This is a genomic window from Clostridiales bacterium, from assembly GCA_025757645.1.
Classification (GTDB): domain Bacteria; phylum Bacillota; class Clostridia; order Oscillospirales; family Oscillospiraceae; genus CAG-103.
Genome location: CP107216.1, coordinates 1,926,138 through 1,942,201 on the forward strand (window position 1 = coordinate 1,926,138; position 16,064 = coordinate 1,942,201).

The 16,064-nt window shown below is 51.2% G+C and carries 13 protein-coding genes; 2 read left to right on the plus strand and 11 right to left on the minus strand.

All coding sequences use genetic code 11. The features are described from left to right. Positions 1–47: 47 nt before the first annotated feature. The 4 genes from OGM61_09295 to OGM61_09310 are packed head-to-tail and all read right to left on the minus strand — an operon-like array spanning position 48 to position 3,525. Positions 48–1,631 (minus strand): recombinase family protein, encoded by a 1,584-nt coding sequence (locus OGM61_09295; GenBank protein UYI84045.1) that lies wholly within the window; start codon positions 1,629–1,631, stop codon positions 48–50. Next, on the minus strand, positions 1,628–2,911 hold the full coding sequence (locus OGM61_09300) for a recombinase family protein (protein UYI84046.1): 1,284 nt from the start codon (positions 2,909–2,911) through the stop codon (positions 1,628–1,630). The genes OGM61_09295 and OGM61_09300 overlap by 4 nt, the downstream gene beginning before the upstream one ends. Before the next feature lie 60 nt (positions 2,912–2,971). Next, the gene (locus tag OGM61_09305) at positions 2,972–3,130 is read right to left on the minus strand and encodes a hypothetical protein (GenBank protein ID UYI84047.1); all 159 of its coding nucleotides are present in this window, start codon (positions 3,128–3,130) and stop codon (positions 2,972–2,974) included. Continuing rightward, a complete protein-coding gene (locus tag OGM61_09310) occupies positions 3,127–3,525 on the minus strand; it encodes an RNA polymerase subunit sigma-70 (protein UYI84048.1) in 399 nt (132 codons plus the stop codon). Before OGM61_09310 ends, OGM61_09305 begins: the two co-directional genes overlap by 4 nt. A gap of 223 nt (positions 3,526–3,748) precedes the next feature. On the opposite strand from OGM61_09310, the gene OGM61_09315 reads away from it, so the two are divergent. Together OGM61_09315 and OGM61_09320 are read left to right on the plus strand one after the other, a co-directional pair. Next, positions 3,749–3,916 carry a hypothetical protein gene (locus tag OGM61_09315; GenBank protein UYI84049.1) on the plus strand — a complete coding sequence of 56 codons (168 nt, stop codon included), beginning with the start codon at positions 3,749–3,751 and terminating at the stop codon, positions 3,914–3,916. A 90-nt stretch (positions 3,917–4,006) separates the two neighbouring features. Continuing rightward, the gene (locus OGM61_09320; GenBank protein ID UYI84050.1) at positions 4,007–5,296 is read left to right on the plus strand and encodes a hypothetical protein; all 1,290 of its coding nucleotides are present in this window, start codon (positions 4,007–4,009) and stop codon (positions 5,294–5,296) included. A 150-nt stretch (positions 5,297–5,446) separates the two neighbouring features. Here OGM61_09320 and OGM61_09325 read toward each other — a convergent pair whose 3' ends face one another. The 7 genes from OGM61_09325 to OGM61_09355 form a co-directional block, all read right to left on the minus strand. Beyond that, positions 5,447–6,394, minus strand: coding sequence for a LysM peptidoglycan-binding domain-containing protein (locus OGM61_09325; protein UYI84051.1), 948 nt, complete (start codon positions 6,392–6,394; stop codon positions 5,447–5,449). A 1-nt stretch (position 6,395) separates the two neighbouring features. Beyond that, positions 6,396–6,809 (minus strand): phage holin family protein, encoded by a 414-nt coding sequence (locus OGM61_09330; GenBank protein ID UYI84052.1) that lies wholly within the window; start codon positions 6,807–6,809, stop codon positions 6,396–6,398. A 58-nt stretch (positions 6,810–6,867) separates the two neighbouring features. After that, positions 6,868–9,030 carry a DUF859 family phage minor structural protein gene (locus tag OGM61_09335; protein ID UYI84053.1) on the minus strand — a complete coding sequence of 721 codons (2,163 nt, stop codon included), beginning with the start codon at positions 9,028–9,030 and terminating at the stop codon, positions 6,868–6,870. Positions 9,031–9,043: 13 nt separating this feature from the next. Continuing rightward, positions 9,044–11,413: a hypothetical protein gene (locus OGM61_09340; protein ID UYI84054.1), complete on the minus strand. Its 2,370-nt coding sequence runs from the start codon at positions 11,411–11,413 to the stop codon at positions 9,044–9,046. Further along, a complete protein-coding gene (locus OGM61_09345) occupies positions 11,410–12,141 on the minus strand; it encodes a phage tail family protein (protein UYI84055.1) in 732 nt (243 codons plus the stop codon). Before OGM61_09345 ends, OGM61_09340 begins: the two co-directional genes overlap by 4 nt. After that, a complete protein-coding gene (locus OGM61_09350; GenBank protein UYI84056.1) occupies positions 12,138–14,633 on the minus strand; it encodes a phage tail protein in 2,496 nt (831 codons plus the stop codon). The genes OGM61_09345 and OGM61_09350 overlap by 4 nt, the downstream gene beginning before the upstream one ends. Positions 14,634–14,788: 155 nt before the next feature. Further along, complete coding sequence (locus OGM61_09355; GenBank protein UYI84057.1) at positions 14,789–16,063, minus strand: ATP-binding protein; 1,275 nt, start codon at positions 16,061–16,063, stop codon at positions 14,789–14,791. Position 16,064: the final 1 nt, after the last annotated feature.

The following is a 16,064-nucleotide window of genomic DNA, read 5'->3' on the forward strand; positions in this document are numbered from 1 at the left end:
AAGACCGCAGGCGTTGAAACCTGTGGTCTTTTCATTTTTGTTGGGACTCACGCCTCGATTTCTGTGCCGCCCTGGAATTTAAATGCCATTCGTCCGTCTGTGTGGACAGTTACCGTGTCGATGATGGTCAGCCAGAGCTTTTCGTCAAACTCGGTGAGGGCATCCAATTCCTGCACCTCAAACATAAACGCTCCGATGGCTTCTGACTGGGCTTCCCGTGCAGCTTTTGTAGTGCGGAGCTGTTCGAGCCGTGCCTTGGCTTTTTCATACCGCTCTACAAACCCATTGTACCGGGCGGCGTATTCTTCCTGGTTCTGTGCCGTCTGTGAATTTTCCGCAATGCAACGCATTGTCAGTTCGGTCACCACATCGATCTCCTCAAGCAGACTCTCGATTTCTGTATCAATGCCTGCACAGTCTGTCAGGGTGGCTTGCATCAATCGGCAATCCTCAAGGATGTTGTCTTTGCTTTCGATGATAGCGTTAAGGGCGGTCACGAACCGCGCTTTAATGGTTTCCTCGTCCAGATGCGGCGTTTCGCATTTGTGCTCACCCTTGAATTTGCCGTTGCATTGCCAGATGACCCTGCGGTATTTTGAGGTCGAGTTCCAGACTTTCGAGCCAAAGTAGGAGCCGCAGCCCCCGCAGACGATGCGGGAAGAAAAAATGCCCTTTCCGCTGTACTGGCGGCTGATCTGCTTGCGCCGCGCAAGCTCCGTCTGAACTTTGTCGAACTCTTCCGGCGTAATTATCGGCTCATGGCTGTGCTCCACATAATACTGTGGCACCTCGCCCTCGTTAATTTTTTTCTTTTTTGTGAGAAAATCGACTGTGAAGCATTTTTGTAATAACGCCGCCCCCTTGTACTTCTCATTTTTCAGGATGCTCTCCACTGTGCTGGACTGCCACCGCAGTTTTCCAGATGGGGTTGGAATTCCATCTGCTATCAATTCTTTTGCAATGGCACCAGATGTCAATCCTTCCATGAAGCGTGAATAGATTCTGCGGACGATGACCGCCTCCTCCGGCACAACTTCTGGAAAACCGTCTGCGCCTTTGCGATAACCAAGGAAGTTCTTATAAGGCAGGTTGACCTTGCCATCGGCGAAACGCTTTCTTTGTCCCCAGGTCACATTCTCGGAAATGGAGCGGCTTTCCTCCTGGGCAAGACTGGACATGATGGTAAGCAGCAGTTCTCCCTTGCCGTCAAAGGTGTAAATGTTCTCTTTTTCAAAGTAGACCTGAACACCTTTTTCCTTGAGTTTTCGAATCGTGACCAGGCTGTCGACCGTATTTCTGGCGAATCGACTAACTGACTTTGTGACGATAAGGTCGATTTTTCCCGCAAGGGCATCCTCTATCATCTCGTTAAAGCCTGCACGGCGTTTGGTATTTGTCCCGGAAATGCCTTCATCGGTATAGACCTTTACAAAAGTCCATTCTGGGTTTCGCTGGATGTACTGTGTGTAGTAGTCGATTTGAGCTTCGTAGCTGGTAAACTGCTCATCGCTGTCCGTGGACACACGGGCGTAGGCGGCAACTCGCAGTTTGTAAAGCTGTGTGTTGGTTAGATGGGTCATAGGGGTGATGGACGGTGGTATCACCGTAACCGTCCGAGCCGCAGTGTTCATGATTTTTGCCTCCTTCTGGCCAGCGACTGTTGCCGAGCCTTTTCTTTCATTTCCGGTGTCCAGCTTTCAGCCCTGGAACGGTCTGTCCAGGTTCGTGTGACCACTGTGCCGCCCAAAAAATGAAAGTGCAATGTGTTGCCGTCATCAGCGATAATTTTTTCAATGCTGCAAGGGTCATCTGTGACCTGCCGCACCAATTCGTCAAGGGTGGCTTCCGGTATCTGCTTGGAAGCGCAGTACTTTTTCCCTTTGGTGTTGAGCGTGGCGCAAATCCAAACAATCCGTGCTGCCGTCGTTTTTCTGCGGAAGTTCTTCCCACATTTTGCACACTGAATTCGACCAGTATAAAAGAAGGATGGCTGTGCGGGAGGTTTTGAACCGTGCCTCTCGGCTCTCCGAATAATCTCTTCCTGCGCTGCCTTCCACTCAGCCAAAGGAATTATGGCCTCATGAGTTCCTACGGCATGGTACATTGCCTTTTGGCCAACATTGGGGACCATTTTCTTTGTGATGTGGCTTTCACAGAAGAACCTTTGCAAGAGCAGATTACCTGTGTAAGCGTAATTCCGCAGAATTTTGGCTATCGTCTGTGGATGCCATTCCTCACCATACCTGGTGGGCTGAATCCCCTCCTCGTTCAGTCTTGCTGCAATGCGGTTTCGCCCCATGCCGTCGAGAAATTCCCGGTAAATGCGGCGCACAAGCTCGGCCTCCTCCGGAATGATACAGTATTTGCCCTCCTGCATTCGGTAGCCAAGCATCCGGCCGTTCCAAGGAATACCCGCTTCAAAGTTTCTTTTAACACGCCATTTCTGGTTCTCACTGACAGAGCGGCTTTCTTCCTGGGCATAGGAAGCCAGAATGGTGAGCATCAATTCACCGTCCGCACTCATGGTGCGGATATTCTGCTCTTCGAAGAACACATCGATGCCCAGGTTCTTCAGCTCCCGGACGGTTTCCAAAAGCGTGACGGTGTTGCGGGCAAAGCGTGAAATGCTTTTTGTAATGACCATATCAATTTTTCCTGCACGGCAGTCCGTCAGCATCTGCTGAAAGCCTTCCCGATCGCTCTTTGTACCGGTCAGTGCTTCGTCGCTGTAAACACCGCAATAGGCCCAGCCAATGTGAGACTGGATCATTTCGCTGTAGTGGCTGATCTGGGCAGAAAGCGAATGGAGCATGGCATTCTTTCCGGAAGAAACACGGGTGTAGGCGCATACTTTCAACGCCTGGGGTTGCATGATTTTCGGGAAATCGACCCGTTTTATAATTCTATCCATGGGTTCACCTCCTTGCGTGTGTCACATATTACCTCTAAACACCCCAGTTATCCAGTGATTTCAGCGGAATATACTACACGAAGATACCCCATATTTCTTGGCGATTGTGGCGTCTATTTTTGCGTACTCTTTCCCGGTGATGATGCCCTGGGACAACATTTGCCGAGCCATTGCCATCGCTGTTTGATAGTTCCAAAGTTTCTCTTCATATTCGCTCATTTGCAAGCCTCCTTTCGACGATACTGTGTATAGCACAAGCGGGAGCAGAAAGTACGACGATTGTTTCCGTAGCTCTCAAACTCTTCGCCGCAGTTCTTGCACACCAGCTTGTAATAAGCCCTGCGGTTCACTTTTTCGGGGTGAGCATTCCACCACGCCATACGGCAGGTATCCGAGCAGAAATACCGTTTTCGGCGATGTGGTGTCTGCTCCAGTTGCTTCAAACAGTTTCGGCAGAGTCCTTGTTGCTCGGCAATATCCTCATATCGGACGGGATGCCTGGTACAAAAGGATTTCACTGTGTTCAGCGGCAGTCCGGTTAGAGTGGATATTTTCTTGTATCCGTAGCCCTGGTGTTGGAGTCCCACGACCCGGTTTCGTTCCATTTCCGTCATAGTAGTGCCTCATTTCTGAGAAATAGCGTTTCTCGCTATACCCAGAGAAAGGCCGCATTTGTCAGGGTGAAATGGGCAAAAAATAACGCCCTCCACGGAAAAATCCGCAGAGGGGTTCCATCAACTTGAAATTGCTGCGCCATCATGATATAATTTTAAAGACGTTGATAGCATAGCACACCATTTTATTCTTAGAGCGTGGCTCTGGAAAGGAGGTAGTGCTATGGACGTTAAGGCCGTTGTCGACTATAAAGTCGTTCTGGCCCTTGGCGTGATTGCCATTGGTACCATCTTCGCTCTGCGAATGGAACCCGATGCAATCAAGGAAGTATCGATTTATGCAATCGGTATTTCCAGGAATCGTGCAATCGCTAGTGGTAGCGGTTGCTAAGTTCCCAGCGTCAGGGCACATAATCTTCGGGTTATGTGCCTTTTCCTTTACGCAGTTCTAAGCTACACTTGTACATATAGGGGGCCGCTCATGAAAAACATATATGAAAAGTGCTTCGACAAACTACTCAAACTGGTTCGAGACAGTAGAGACAATTGCGTTCGGAGAACCGAGGAATTTGCAAAAGCAAAGAATTCCATATTAAATCTGGGTGATGTTCGGTTTATTAGCTATTCCAACATGGTTGGAACAAGTGAGATTCGCGCGGTAAAACTGATCGAGCGACTTGCTGTTTCGTTAATCGAAGCGCGAAAAATTGCGGAATTCTCGTTGTACCCTGTTGACCCGGAGTACAAAGCACTGGATTCACAGGAACAAGCCAAATCCAGGCCATTCCAGATTGTGCTAGAAGAAGACAACAGAAAATATGGGGTTATCTTCTGTGTAACGGACGATGAACCCAAGCACTATTCACGCTTCACAGAGGGCAAGTATGCTGTTGATGGAATCAAATTTATAAAACTCATCGATCCGGACAGAGAGGTATATGATGCCCTCATTCGATGCGTAAATGATTTCAATAAGAGAACGGGGTGCTCCATTGAGCGTGTTACTATTCGTGAGTTCTGGGAGCGGCATTTTGGACGAGACGAGTTCGAGGTTCTGGCTGATTATTTAAATGCATTTAATGAAAAAGCAAAAGAAATCATCGGATTCAGTACTGTAGTAACACCTACAGAAGCCGCATTGCAAAAGTTCAAAGCCAGAACTGGTGAAGTCTTGCGTACTTTTCCATACGCTGATGCAATCCCAGACAGTGTATATCAGCCGCAAATTGATATTATGACTAAAAATTATATTGATCGCGGCCTGTGGAAAGCAATGGTTGGATCAGCTAATTTTGCGGTAAGTTTCATTACATCCGAATGGAATTTCGAGATGTATGAACTTACAGAAAATCTGGATTTGACAAGCATTATATCTGGCTACTTAAAATCAGTAGAGCAGTTAATTTGGACCATCCTTAAATTCCAGACAGGAAAATCATTCAAAATCAGAGCGAAAAATGGTGAGTTAATTGAATACACCACAAATAGCGAAGATGTTATTGATACCACCTTGGGTTCTCTTGAGGGAGTCCTTATCCATAATAGTTGGATGTTTGATGTCAATTATCACGCTAAAACACATATAACAGCGACTATTAAAAACTGGCGTGAAAAGCATAGGAATGGCTTTTTTCATAAGGATAACCTCCAGACAATTGATAGGGTCAAGGAAATCCGCAACCAAACTTTACAGCTATATTTCTTGATTCTCGGTGGATGCTCAATCGGCGATGAGAATTTTATCGAATTAGGAATTGAAACGACTACATAATTACTTATAGTGAGACTCCTGGTAAGCTGTATAGCAGTGACACCGGAGGGAGCAAAGATGAATTCCCCGAAATTTTAAGCGAAGCCACTAAAACGAACTAATAGAAAAAGCCCATCGAAGAGAAAATGCTCTCCTCGATGGGCTTTCGGTTTACTTATAGGGGATTTTGAGTTTCATGCCGCTGTAGATGACATTGCTTTTCAGTCCGTTCAGGCTGATAAGCTCCTTATAGCGGCTGCCGTTGCCGAGATACTTTTTTGCGATTGCCCAGAGGGTGTCGCCATGTACAACGGTATGGACGCGGTAGTCCTCGACGGGTTTCGTGCCTGCCACGGCAAGTGCAGAGGTCTTGACCGGCGACATGATGGCGTACCTGCCGGATTCATCCTTGTTGATGACGGCGCGGTCGCCGCTGACCTCGACCACATACCAGCGGAGTTTCTTCACCCAGCCGGGAATGGTTTTGCCGCCATAGTAGGTGCTGCCCGTGATGGTCACGAGGTCGCCAACATGAAGTGTGCCAGTGGGCTTGACCGGGTCGGCAGGCTTTACATCACCGCCGAGAGCCGCAGTGACCTTGGATGCCAGATCGCCCATGCGGGCATACATCCAGTTACCGGGGCAGCTCTTGTTGGCAAACCATCTGTGGACAGTCAGAACCATCTCATCCTGCTTTGGGATGTAATTGAGTGTCTTATTCTTATCACCCAACCAGAGCAGCTTCGTCTTGCCGTTGCGCCTGCAGATATCGGTGCAAAGCTCGATGAGGCACTTGTACACCATATCCTTGAACGCATACGGCTCAGTGCTGTCACTGGCGCACTCGATTGTGATGGCTCTCTGGTCGTTGGCTGCGGAAGAGGAGCACCAAGAGCGGTTCTTCTCCTCCACATACATCCCAACTCTGCCGTCCACGCCAATGCCGTAGTTGCTGCTTGCCTGCCGGGATGCAGGCAGAAAAATATTGCCCAGAGTTTCCACCGAGCACTGACCCACCACGCAGTGAGGCGTGATGCGGTCAATGTTGTGGGTGCGCTGCCCGGAATGGTTCGGGCTGAGTTTGGTGTAGGACACCAGAGGGCTGTTCGTGTAAGCCATATTATTTGTCCTCCCTTTCCGCACGGTCATGAAGCTGCTCCAGCACGGATTTCAGTTTTTCGGGAATGGGCAGTCCCAGATGCCCCGCATTTTCAATCAGCGAGATGCCCTCGTTGGAGATATAGAAGAAAATCACGGCGGTTCGCAGAACGCTGCCGTTGCCGATGACCTGTGCGTCGATGATGTGTCCGATGCCGACCAGCTCAAAAATTAGGAGCTTTTTGAAAATCCCCTTGAAACCAATCTCACTTGACAGCTTGTGATCCACAATGGCACACATGACACCGGTGATGTAGTCGAGCACGACGAATGCCAGCAGCGCATAAAGCAGGCCGTCGCACCCGCCCATAAACCAACCGAGCCAACCGCCTACTGCCGCAAAGGCTACCTGAATGGTCGTCCAGAATTCTTTCATGTTGTTGTCCTCCTTTGAATGTTGAATTTGCGTATAAAAAAGTGACGCCAAAAAAGCGTCACACTTTTCCGATTGCGTATATGGTGATTTGGTAGTTGCTTGAGCCGGTCGAAACCGGGCGCATCGCATAGAACTTACCGGGACTTGTGGTAGTTGTTCGTGTCTCGCCGTTTCCTCGTTCAACGAAAAAAGCAGCATTGCCGTTGCCGGAGGAGAAGAACACCGTTGGGATGGCTGCGAATGTAAACGGAAACGTCGGGAGCGAAATCAGACCACTTTCATATACCGCACCCCAGGCGGATGTTATGGCAACGGTGAAGTTGTACGCACCCCAACACTCTGCCATGCCGCTCTTCCACTTTCGGAAAGACCAGATTCCGCTGGTTCCTTGCTGTATGACAAAGTCGGCAAGGGATGCTCCGCCCACACGCAGACCACCTGACACACGCATATCTCCCGCCACATCCAACGCAGCCTGCGGATTCGGTGTGTTGATGCCTACCTTCTTTTTCCGCAGTGCAATCAGCGGCGTACCCTGTGGTACAACAAAATACAGATCCAGACTGCTCTGGGAATAGAGCTTGTCTTGAATCTGTAGCTGAAAGTCATAGGAGCTGTTAGCATCCAGGTTGCACAGCTCAAGGTTGGAGTAACTGAATGAGGTGCCGCTCTGGGTAAGTCCGGCAATTATACTGGTAAAGCCGCTATAATCGGCATCACTGGTTTTCTTATACCGATACCGTGCGTAGACCACGCTGTTTTTCTGCGTTCCGTTCACAGATATGGCCGCAATTGAGCCGCTGAACTTGAGCTGCATCTCCGGCTCGATGTCGTTGGTTCGCCGGAGCGTTGCCGAGTACATTTTGGGCGCAGAGTACGGAATGACCGTGATGGTCTTCGTCAGCGTAGCGGTGTAGCCGCGGGAATCAACAACCGTAAGCGTAACTATCACGCTGCCGGACTTGGTGATCTTTCCGAGCGTGATGGCAGAGCCGCTGGAACTGGATGCGGACAGACCGTTGCAGGCTGCTGTGTAGTTTGAGATGGATGCGCCGTTCTTTGCGGTGGCTGTTCCGGGAGTGACCTTCAGCGTCGAGCAGTCTTGAATGAATAGCTGATTGTTCTCTGTAATGCTCTTCGTGACCGCATAGCTATCCTCATAAGTGAAATCGCTGAGAGTCGGTGCGGAGTTTGCCGCCGTAGTCTGCACCGTAGCAGTCTTGCTTGAGGTGCTGCCGATCTGCGTTGAGCCGCTGAAGGAGGAAACGGCAAAGGTGCCGGTGAAGGACTTTATTGAAGCCATCCAATTGAGCAGCGTGGTTCTCTGTGCCGATGACAGGGTGACCGAGCGGTTCGCCGTACCCTTCGTCCATGCAAGCCCGGTAACGGTCAGGAGGGTCGTGTTCCCGCTTTTGATCGCCAGAGAATTGATGTAAGACGGTTCGTACACGGTGACATTGATGGTGATGGTCACTCTGGCATTGTCTGCAGTCACCGTGCTGACACTGTTCACCACTGCGCCGCCCAGCGTTTTCACCGTTGAGCCGCCGGATGTACCATAGACTTGGTTGTACTGCCGCCGTGCCCGCACCTTCACCGTGTAGTTTGTGTTCGGCGAAAGCGAGGACAACGTTACGCTGGCACTGGTGGATGCCGATGTTGAGAATGTCATCCATGTGGAGCCGCCGTTGGTGCTGTACTGCCAGATATCCGCTGTTGAGGTGGAGTTTGCAGAGATTTTAAAGCCGTTTGCGGTGATGCTCGAAACGGAAAAGGTCACGGTGGGTGCAACACGGTCGATGGTGCTCAGCGTCACATTGTAGCTGCCGGAGGGTCCTGTGTACTGACCCCACGGGCTGTTGACACCCCAGTGCCAGTAAATCGGAAGGGTCAGCGTACCGTTGCTGTTGTGGGATACCGTAACCTGCTTGTCCTCCACCAGCCACTTCGTGCCGCTGCCGCTTTGCCCATTGGTAAAGGTGAAGCAGTTCGCACCGGAGGTGGCTGTGCCGATGTAGGAAGTGCCGTTTGTGCCAAAGTCCGACCACGCAATGGAATACTGGGAATAGACATACATACCCAACGCAATGGTGGATGTGTTTGCGACTACGTTCTGGGAAATAACCTTTACATAGATGTACAGGTCAGTCGTCCAGCTGTTGGAGCCGTAATTCGTCCTTTCGGATTTCACCAAATAGGCAGCGCCGCCTGTCATTGCCATAGCCTTACCTCCTTTAGTCCAGAATGACGATATTCAGCCCATCGGACGCTATCGGCATGGGAACGAACTTCGTCTTGCCCACGGTCAAATCGCCGTCCACCGTGGTTTTCTTGGTTTGTGTTTCATCTTTGTTCAGGGTGAAAATCACCTCATCGTTGTAGTAACCGGCAAACTCCGTGTTCGTGATGACTGTTCGCTGGGACGATGCGCTGTTGGACACCTCAATACCGCGCTTGTCGATTTTGACCTCTTGCGTATAGATCTCGTTGGGTGCAGGCGTCCACTTTCGTGGGATCGCACCTTCGGTGATCATAATGTCCGCCAGATAAATGGATGCATTCCGGCAGTAGCAGTAGACGCGCAGCGTGGGGTCGGTCACATCGGTGAGCGTGACGGTAAAATCCGTCCAGTCAAAAGCGGTGCTCTTATTGAAGAGATACGCAGTTTTGTTTCCGTTGTAGGTCACATAGAAATGCCCGGACATGGTCGAGGTTTTCTTGGCGCGAACGGAAACTGTATAAGTGCCGGGAACTACCCCTCGGATGTACTGCGACAGCGAGGAGTAAGCTCCCAGCACAAAGCAGGAGTCGGAAACGGTGTTGTTCTGGGTGTCCGTGGAGGCATCCGTTTTTACGGTGCCGGAATAGCTCCAATCATCCGTGATGCCGTTCAGGCCGGAAGAGTTTTGCACATAGTTGATGCCGCCGATGTACTGCTCCTGCATGGTGACGGACAAGCCTTCCACCGTGTGCTGAAGCTGAGATACTTTGCTTTCGGAGCTTCGCAGCCGCTCTTCCAGTATGCCTTGGTCGTTGGAAACCGACTCCATAGTTTCGGTAAGAGTCGCCACATAGCTGTTCAGCCCATCCACATTCTGCTGGAGATAGGCTGTTTTCTCTGCAAATTCATCGGTCGAAACATAGGCTCGAAGCACAACCTCGCCGCTCTCCAAGTCCCACCAGGACGAGTCATCCTGTGACTGAATGACACCAGCCTTGATGGTGTTCGCCACCAAGGAGCCGGAGGTGATGAAGTCCGCGACGATCTGACCGTCTGCCGTGATGGCAGTTTCATAGGGGCCGTTGTAGCCGTTATGGGAAAAGCCCAAGCCGCCCACATTCCAACGCCAGACATTTACGGCTTCATCAATAGAGGGAGCGTCCAGAATGAGCAGTTCATAGGGCTGTCCGTTTTCCTCGCTGGTGTGAATGACCACATAGCCGCCGCTCTGGCCGGTGATAAGCCCTGTAGCCTTGCCGATGGCGGTTTGGAGCAGTTTCGGAAAGCGTCCCACTGCGGACTCCACCTTATCGACCGTGGACTGCACCTCGGAGATGGTGGTGATCATGCTGGACTTGCTTTGACCGAGAGAAATACTCTTGTATCGTTCGGCGAGGGTGTCGTACACGGTTTCAATGACCATAGCCGACACGCTGACGCCCAGCAGCGAGTGCCGAATGGTGACGGTATCACAGAGATTGACCCGCGCCAAGAGTGCCGAATACTCCGGCTGTTTCCAGAGCGGCTCAAAGGACACCTTCACCGTAGGGATGGTCGCACCCAGCGGATTTGCTTTGATGTAGCTGTTGGCTTTCGCTCGGAGGGCTTCCTCGGTCACAACTCCGTCAAACTGGTCGGAGAAATCCATGATGAGCGTTTTCGCCCGGACGATCTCCGAGGTCACAATGGGGAGCGTGACCTCCGGCAGCGTGATCACCATTTCGGTGTCCGAGCCTTCCGGCGTGTATATGGCATACGGGAGCAATGCGGTATACACGCCGCTGTTGTCCTCGTCCTGCTCCAAGGCGGTGAGGTTCTTGCCGTATTCAATGACCACGCCGGTCTTCTGCCCACGGTGCGAATGGAACTTTACCGTGAAGTTGTCCCACTCAAACTCGCCGTACCATTTGGAGAGCATGGAGCCTTCCGTACCGCCGAGGCAGGCGCGGACACTTTTCGGCTGGGCAACAGAGAATGCCTTTGCATCCGAGTAGTCCGTCCGGCCCGTGAAGCGTGTATCTCCGGCAAGAAGCTGCGAGAGGATAAGCTGCGGAGAACGGCTCTCCGTCGAAAACGGCATCACCGGCACATTGGCAAGGTCATACGAGATGTGCTGTCCGTAGATGGTAACGATGCTGTTTAAGGGCTTCGTGATGCGGTAAATACGGAACGCTTGGTCGGCGGCGGTGTCATTGGGTTTTGCCTTGATGATGCACTCTTTGGTGATAAGCCCATAGTGCTGACCGCTGACCGGGTATTTGAGTAAGCACTCGAACACACCGTTTCGCTCTTCAGTGACTTCGCAGAAAATGGTATCCGTCAGCACACCGAGACCGAAGGTCGAGAAATCCGTAGTGTTTGCGGAGTAAAGTACAGGAATCATAAACAGCACCACCTTGGAATGACCTCAATCCTTGACACATCGCCGTTGCAGTTAATGGTGCAAATACCCGACTTGAAAACCGGAAACTCAGCCCCTTTGACCACATCATTTTTGAGCATGGTGCCTTTGAAGCAGTTCATCAGCTCACTGTCGATTTCGATGTACTCGTTAATAGCTGAAATCGTCCACGAAGTTGTGCTTCCGCCCGATGAGATGTTGAGCGTGACCGTACCGCTGCCATAGAGTTTGATATACGGCTTACTTTCAAAAGCAGTTGGATTGGTAATCGTCAGTTCGGAAGCGTCAGCCGACACCGTTTCCTGCCCCGCAAAGCTGTATTTGAAAGGCTTGCAGTTGAAGGTCACGGTAAAGCTGCCGACCTTGCTCAGCTGCTCCTCAATGTCCAGACTGCCGGAGATGACGCCGTAGCGGAAATACTCCGCATCGTAAGAGTCGGTGAGTTCGTGGTATCTGTCTGGCTCGGAGTACAGCCAGCCTTTGATGTCCCGCAGGTCGGATGCAAGGGCGGCTACGTTCTTCCGTGCGAGGAACACCGTGTAGGTCACTTTGATGTTGGCAAAGCGGCGGTTCGGATTGATGATGTCACCGCTCCTGCCGGGAATGGAAATGAACTCCGCATCGTACTCCGGTGCGGAGAACACATCCTTCTTCTCGATATGCAGACCGAAATCAGCGGAACTGCGGCCGTTGTAGGTGAAATAGGTCATGCGAATATCACTCCTTTCCGCTGGGCGAACTGATTCGCCGTTTCCATGACTTCGGAGGTGAGCTGACGGATATCCTCACTGTTGTAATTGTTGAAGTTCGTAATGTTCAGGGCAACGGTGAAAGTGGATGCCGCCTTGCCGACCACACCGTCCACGGCAGAGCGGATCGAGCCGTTCACGTCAAAGTCGGTGGGCAGAGCCGTCTGCATATCGTGAGCAAGGTCGCCCATGACGCCGTTGATGTCCTCCGCCATTCCTTCTGCGGCTTTGACCGCTTCATCGCCGTTATCTTCAATGGATCCGGACAAGCCTTTGACCAGCATTTCACCGACCCATGCCATTTCCTTTGAGGGCGAATGGATACCGAAGAAATCGCAGATACCGTCCCAGATGGAGGAAATCCACCCGGACACCTTGTCCCACAGCCACGAGGTAAGCTGGGTAATACCGCTCCACAGTCCCTTGACGATGTTGCCGCCGATTTCTACGATTTTATACATCAGAGAGCCGAAGGCTTTCACGATGCCCGCAATAATCTGCGGCACGGCCTTGACGATCTCCACGATGATGGTGGGCAGGTTTTCAATCAGCGCAACGAACAACTGCACACCTGCCATGATGATTTTATCGATGTTTCCGACCAGAGCATTGACAATGCCGGAGATGATTTGCGGAATCGCCTGCACGATGGTCGTGATGATCTGCGGCAGGGCTTGAATGAGAGAAATCAGCAGGTCGATGCCTGCCTGAATAATGAGCGGTATCGCATTCAGCACAGCATTGATAATGCCGTCAATGATTTTCGGGATAGCTTCCACGATTGCCGTGATGATCTCCGGCAATGCAGTCACCAGCGAGGTCAGAAGCTGAATGCCTGTTTCGATAATCTGAGGAATCGAATCCAGTAAGAAGGTAATGATACCGTTGATGATCTCCGGCAGAGCGGCGATCAACACGGGGATTGCGTCAAGAAGTCCTTGCGCCAGTCCCGTGATAAGTTGTAAGGCTGCGTCAAGGAGCATCGGCAGGCTGTCCACCAGCCCTTGCACAATGGTGACGATAGCCTGCACCGCTGCCGGGATGAGCGTGGGCAATGCATCCGCAATTCCTGTCACCAGCGTGGACACCAACTGAACTGCCGCATCAATGAGCAGGGGCAGATTCTCAATTAGCGTGTTCACGATGGTCATAAGTGCGGACACCGCCGCCGGGATAAGCTGCGGAAGCAGGGACAGAAGCGTTTCCAGCACCTGCGAGAAGAGTTCGGTGACTGCTTCCAGCAGTGTGGGCAGCAGTTCACCCACAGCCGTCAGCAGAGCGTCCAGCGCTGTGGGCAGAGCCGCCACGATGTTCTCAATAACCGGGGTGATGTTCGCCACCACGGTCTTGAAGGCATCCACCATGTTGTTGCACAGCAGCTCCATGTCAGCGTCCGCATCACCAAAGCCTACGATGAGGTTCGACACGGCGGATTTCAGCGCATTGACAGAGCCGGAAATAGTGGCTTCCGCTTCCTTGGCGGTCGTTCCTGCAATGTCCATGCTCTCCTGCATGACATGGATGGCTTCCACCACATCTGCGTAGGAGGAGATGTCGTACTTGACACCGGATATCTTCTCCGCATCGGTGAGCAGTCGCTCCATTTCCTGCTTCGTGCCGCCGTAGCCCAGTTTGAGGTTGTCGAGCATCGTGTAGTTCTGCTTGGCAAAACCCTGATAGGCATTCTGAATGGAGGACATATCCGTGCCCATCTTGTTGGCGTTATCGGACATATCCGTGATTGCCATATCCGCATACTTTGCGGCTTTTTCGGTATCGCCGCTGAGAGACTGGATCAGGCTTGCGGAGAAGCCCGTGACCGTCTCCATGTACTCGTTGGCAGAAAGCCCTGCCGTTTTGTATGCGTTGGCGGCATACCGCTGGATCTCCTGCGAGGAGTCCTTGAACAAGGTATCCACACCGCCGACCAACTGCTCGTAGTCTGCATAGGCGGCGATGACCTCTTTGCCGAGCTTCACGGCGGCGGCACCTGCGGCAACGGCCACTGCGCCGAGCGCCACACCTACGGTTTTGAGAACTTTGCCGAAGCCTTCAAACTTACTGCCGGATTCCTCTGCGGCTTTGCCGCCCTCCTTGATGGCTTTCTCGTTCTCGTCCAGCTCACGGTTCATATCGTTGAGGGCGGCTTCGGCATTGTTGAGTTGGATCTGCCAGTTCTGGGTGCGGCGGTTGTTCTCTCCAAAGGAGGTGGCGGCATTCTGCAGAGCCTTGCGAAGAGTTTCGATTTTTGTAGTCTGCTCATCGATCTCTTTTCGCAGCACCTTATTCCGTGCGGCGAGAGCCTCCACGGATTTGTCATTTTTATCGAACTGAGAGGTGGCGAGTTTCATTTCGGAGCCGAGCACCTTGAAGGACTGGTTGATGTCCGCCAGCGCTTTTTTGAATTCCTTTTCGCCCTCAAGACCGATCTTCAGTCCGAAACTGTCTGCCATGTACCGTCACCTCCTTGTGGATGGCATGAAAAAAGCACCCTCTCACCGAGAAGTTGGGACGACACCGTCCGAAGTTTTCGATGAAAGCGTGACTGATGGTATGAAAAAGGAGTGTCCCCGAAAGGTCACTCCTCGTAGATATATGAGTTATTTTGTCAGAACAATTCTACCCGGCCAAGCAGTAGGTCGATCAGATTGCAGTGGAAGATGCCGTTGTCGTCATAAAAATTGTGCGGCACATCCATGCGAACGATAATCTTTTTGAAGAAATCCTTGGTAAGCATCAGCGATGCCAGCTCGGAGAATTCCTTTTTATCGGTATCCATGCGGAAAGCGGACTGAATATAGATTTTTTTATCTGCATCGTTTACCACAAAGTCGATCTCTTTCTGAACCTTGCTGTCGCCTGCGCGGTCGCAGACCACACCGACATCAACAGAGTACCCGCGCCGCAGAAGTTCGTTGTAGATCATGTTTTCCATGATATGACCGGGATCATACTGGCGGTAATTCAGCCGTGCGTTCCGAAGCCCGATATCCGTATAGTAGTATTTGTTCGGATACTTGAAATAGGTCTTTCCTTTGACATCGTATCGCTTTGCCATTGAAATGAGGAAAGAGTCGATAACATACTGTACATAGTTTGAAACCATCGCGGGATTGATTTTTTCGTTCTTCATGGACGCGATGGCATTTGCAATATTGGTCGGATTCGTCAGCGAACTGATCTGCGAAGCAAGGAAGTCCAGAATATCATTCAGAACATCCTCGCGCTCGATGCCGTTTCGCTCCACAATATCCTTGACATACAATTCGCTGTAGAGGGAGGTCAGATAATCCTTCTTATCTTTGTCATCCTCCAGTGCTAAAAGTCTAGGCATACCGCCATAGAGCATATAGGTATCCAGCGCTTTTTGCTCGTCGCCGCCCACGGCAGAATAAAACTCCGCAAATGACAAAGGGAACACATGGATCTGTGTAGCACGACCGCGAAACTCTGTTGCGATATCTTTCGACAGCCCTTTGGAGTTACTGCCGGTGACATAAACATCAAGGTTTTTATATGCCTTGAGTTCGTTCAGCATATCGTAGATGGTAACCTCGATGCCGCCGTTTTCCTTGTCCACTACTTTCGTGGTGAACTGCACCTCATCAATGAACAGATAGAATTTTTCATCCTTCCTGTCCCGGACGGTGCTTTCTACATATTCGCACAGAGTGATCGGATTTCTGAACTTATAGTACCGCCGCTGATCCAGTTCGATTTTCAAAATATGATCTTCCGAAACGTTCTGCGAAAGAAGATACTCGAAAAACAGATCGAAAAGCAGTACGGACTTGCCGCATCTGCGTATGCCTGTGATGACCTTTATCTCGCCGTTCCACATACTGTGGATCAGTCGGTTCATATAGGAATCTCGTTTAACCATG

Coding starts and splice junctions, on each gene's coding strand:
- OGM61_09295 (UYI84045.1), bottom strand. CDS start 1,631: ATGAACACTGCGGCTCGGACGGTTACGGTGATACCACCGTCCATCACC.
- OGM61_09300 (UYI84046.1), bottom strand. CDS start 2,911: ATGGATAGAATTATAAAACGGGTCGATTTCCCGAAAATCATGCAACCC.
- OGM61_09305 (UYI84047.1), bottom strand. CDS start 3,130: ATGAGCGAATATGAAGAGAAACTTTGGAACTATCAAACAGCGATGGCA.
- OGM61_09310 (UYI84048.1), bottom strand. CDS start 3,525: ATGACGGAAATGGAACGAAACCGGGTCGTGGGACTCCAACACCAGGGC.
- OGM61_09315 (UYI84049.1), top strand. CDS start 3,749: ATGGACGTTAAGGCCGTTGTCGACTATAAAGTCGTTCTGGCCCTTGGC.
- OGM61_09320 (UYI84050.1), top strand. CDS start 4,007: ATGAAAAACATATATGAAAAGTGCTTCGACAAACTACTCAAACTGGTT.
- OGM61_09325 (UYI84051.1), bottom strand. CDS start 6,394: ATGGCTTACACGAACAGCCCTCTGGTGTCCTACACCAAACTCAGCCCG.
- OGM61_09330 (UYI84052.1), bottom strand. CDS start 6,809: ATGAAAGAATTCTGGACGACCATTCAGGTAGCCTTTGCGGCAGTAGGC.
- OGM61_09335 (UYI84053.1), bottom strand. CDS start 9,030: ATGGCAATGACAGGCGGCGCTGCCTATTTGGTGAAATCCGAAAGGACG.
- OGM61_09340 (UYI84054.1), bottom strand. CDS start 11,413: ATGATTCCTGTACTTTACTCCGCAAACACTACGGATTTCTCGACCTTC.
- OGM61_09345 (UYI84055.1), bottom strand. CDS start 12,141: ATGACCTATTTCACCTACAACGGCCGCAGTTCCGCTGATTTCGGTCTG.
- OGM61_09350 (UYI84056.1), bottom strand. CDS start 14,633: ATGGCAGACAGTTTCGGACTGAAGATCGGTCTTGAGGGCGAAAAGGAA.
- OGM61_09355 (UYI84057.1), bottom strand. CDS start 16,063: ATGGTTAAACGAGATTCCTATATGAACCGACTGATCCACAGTATGTGG.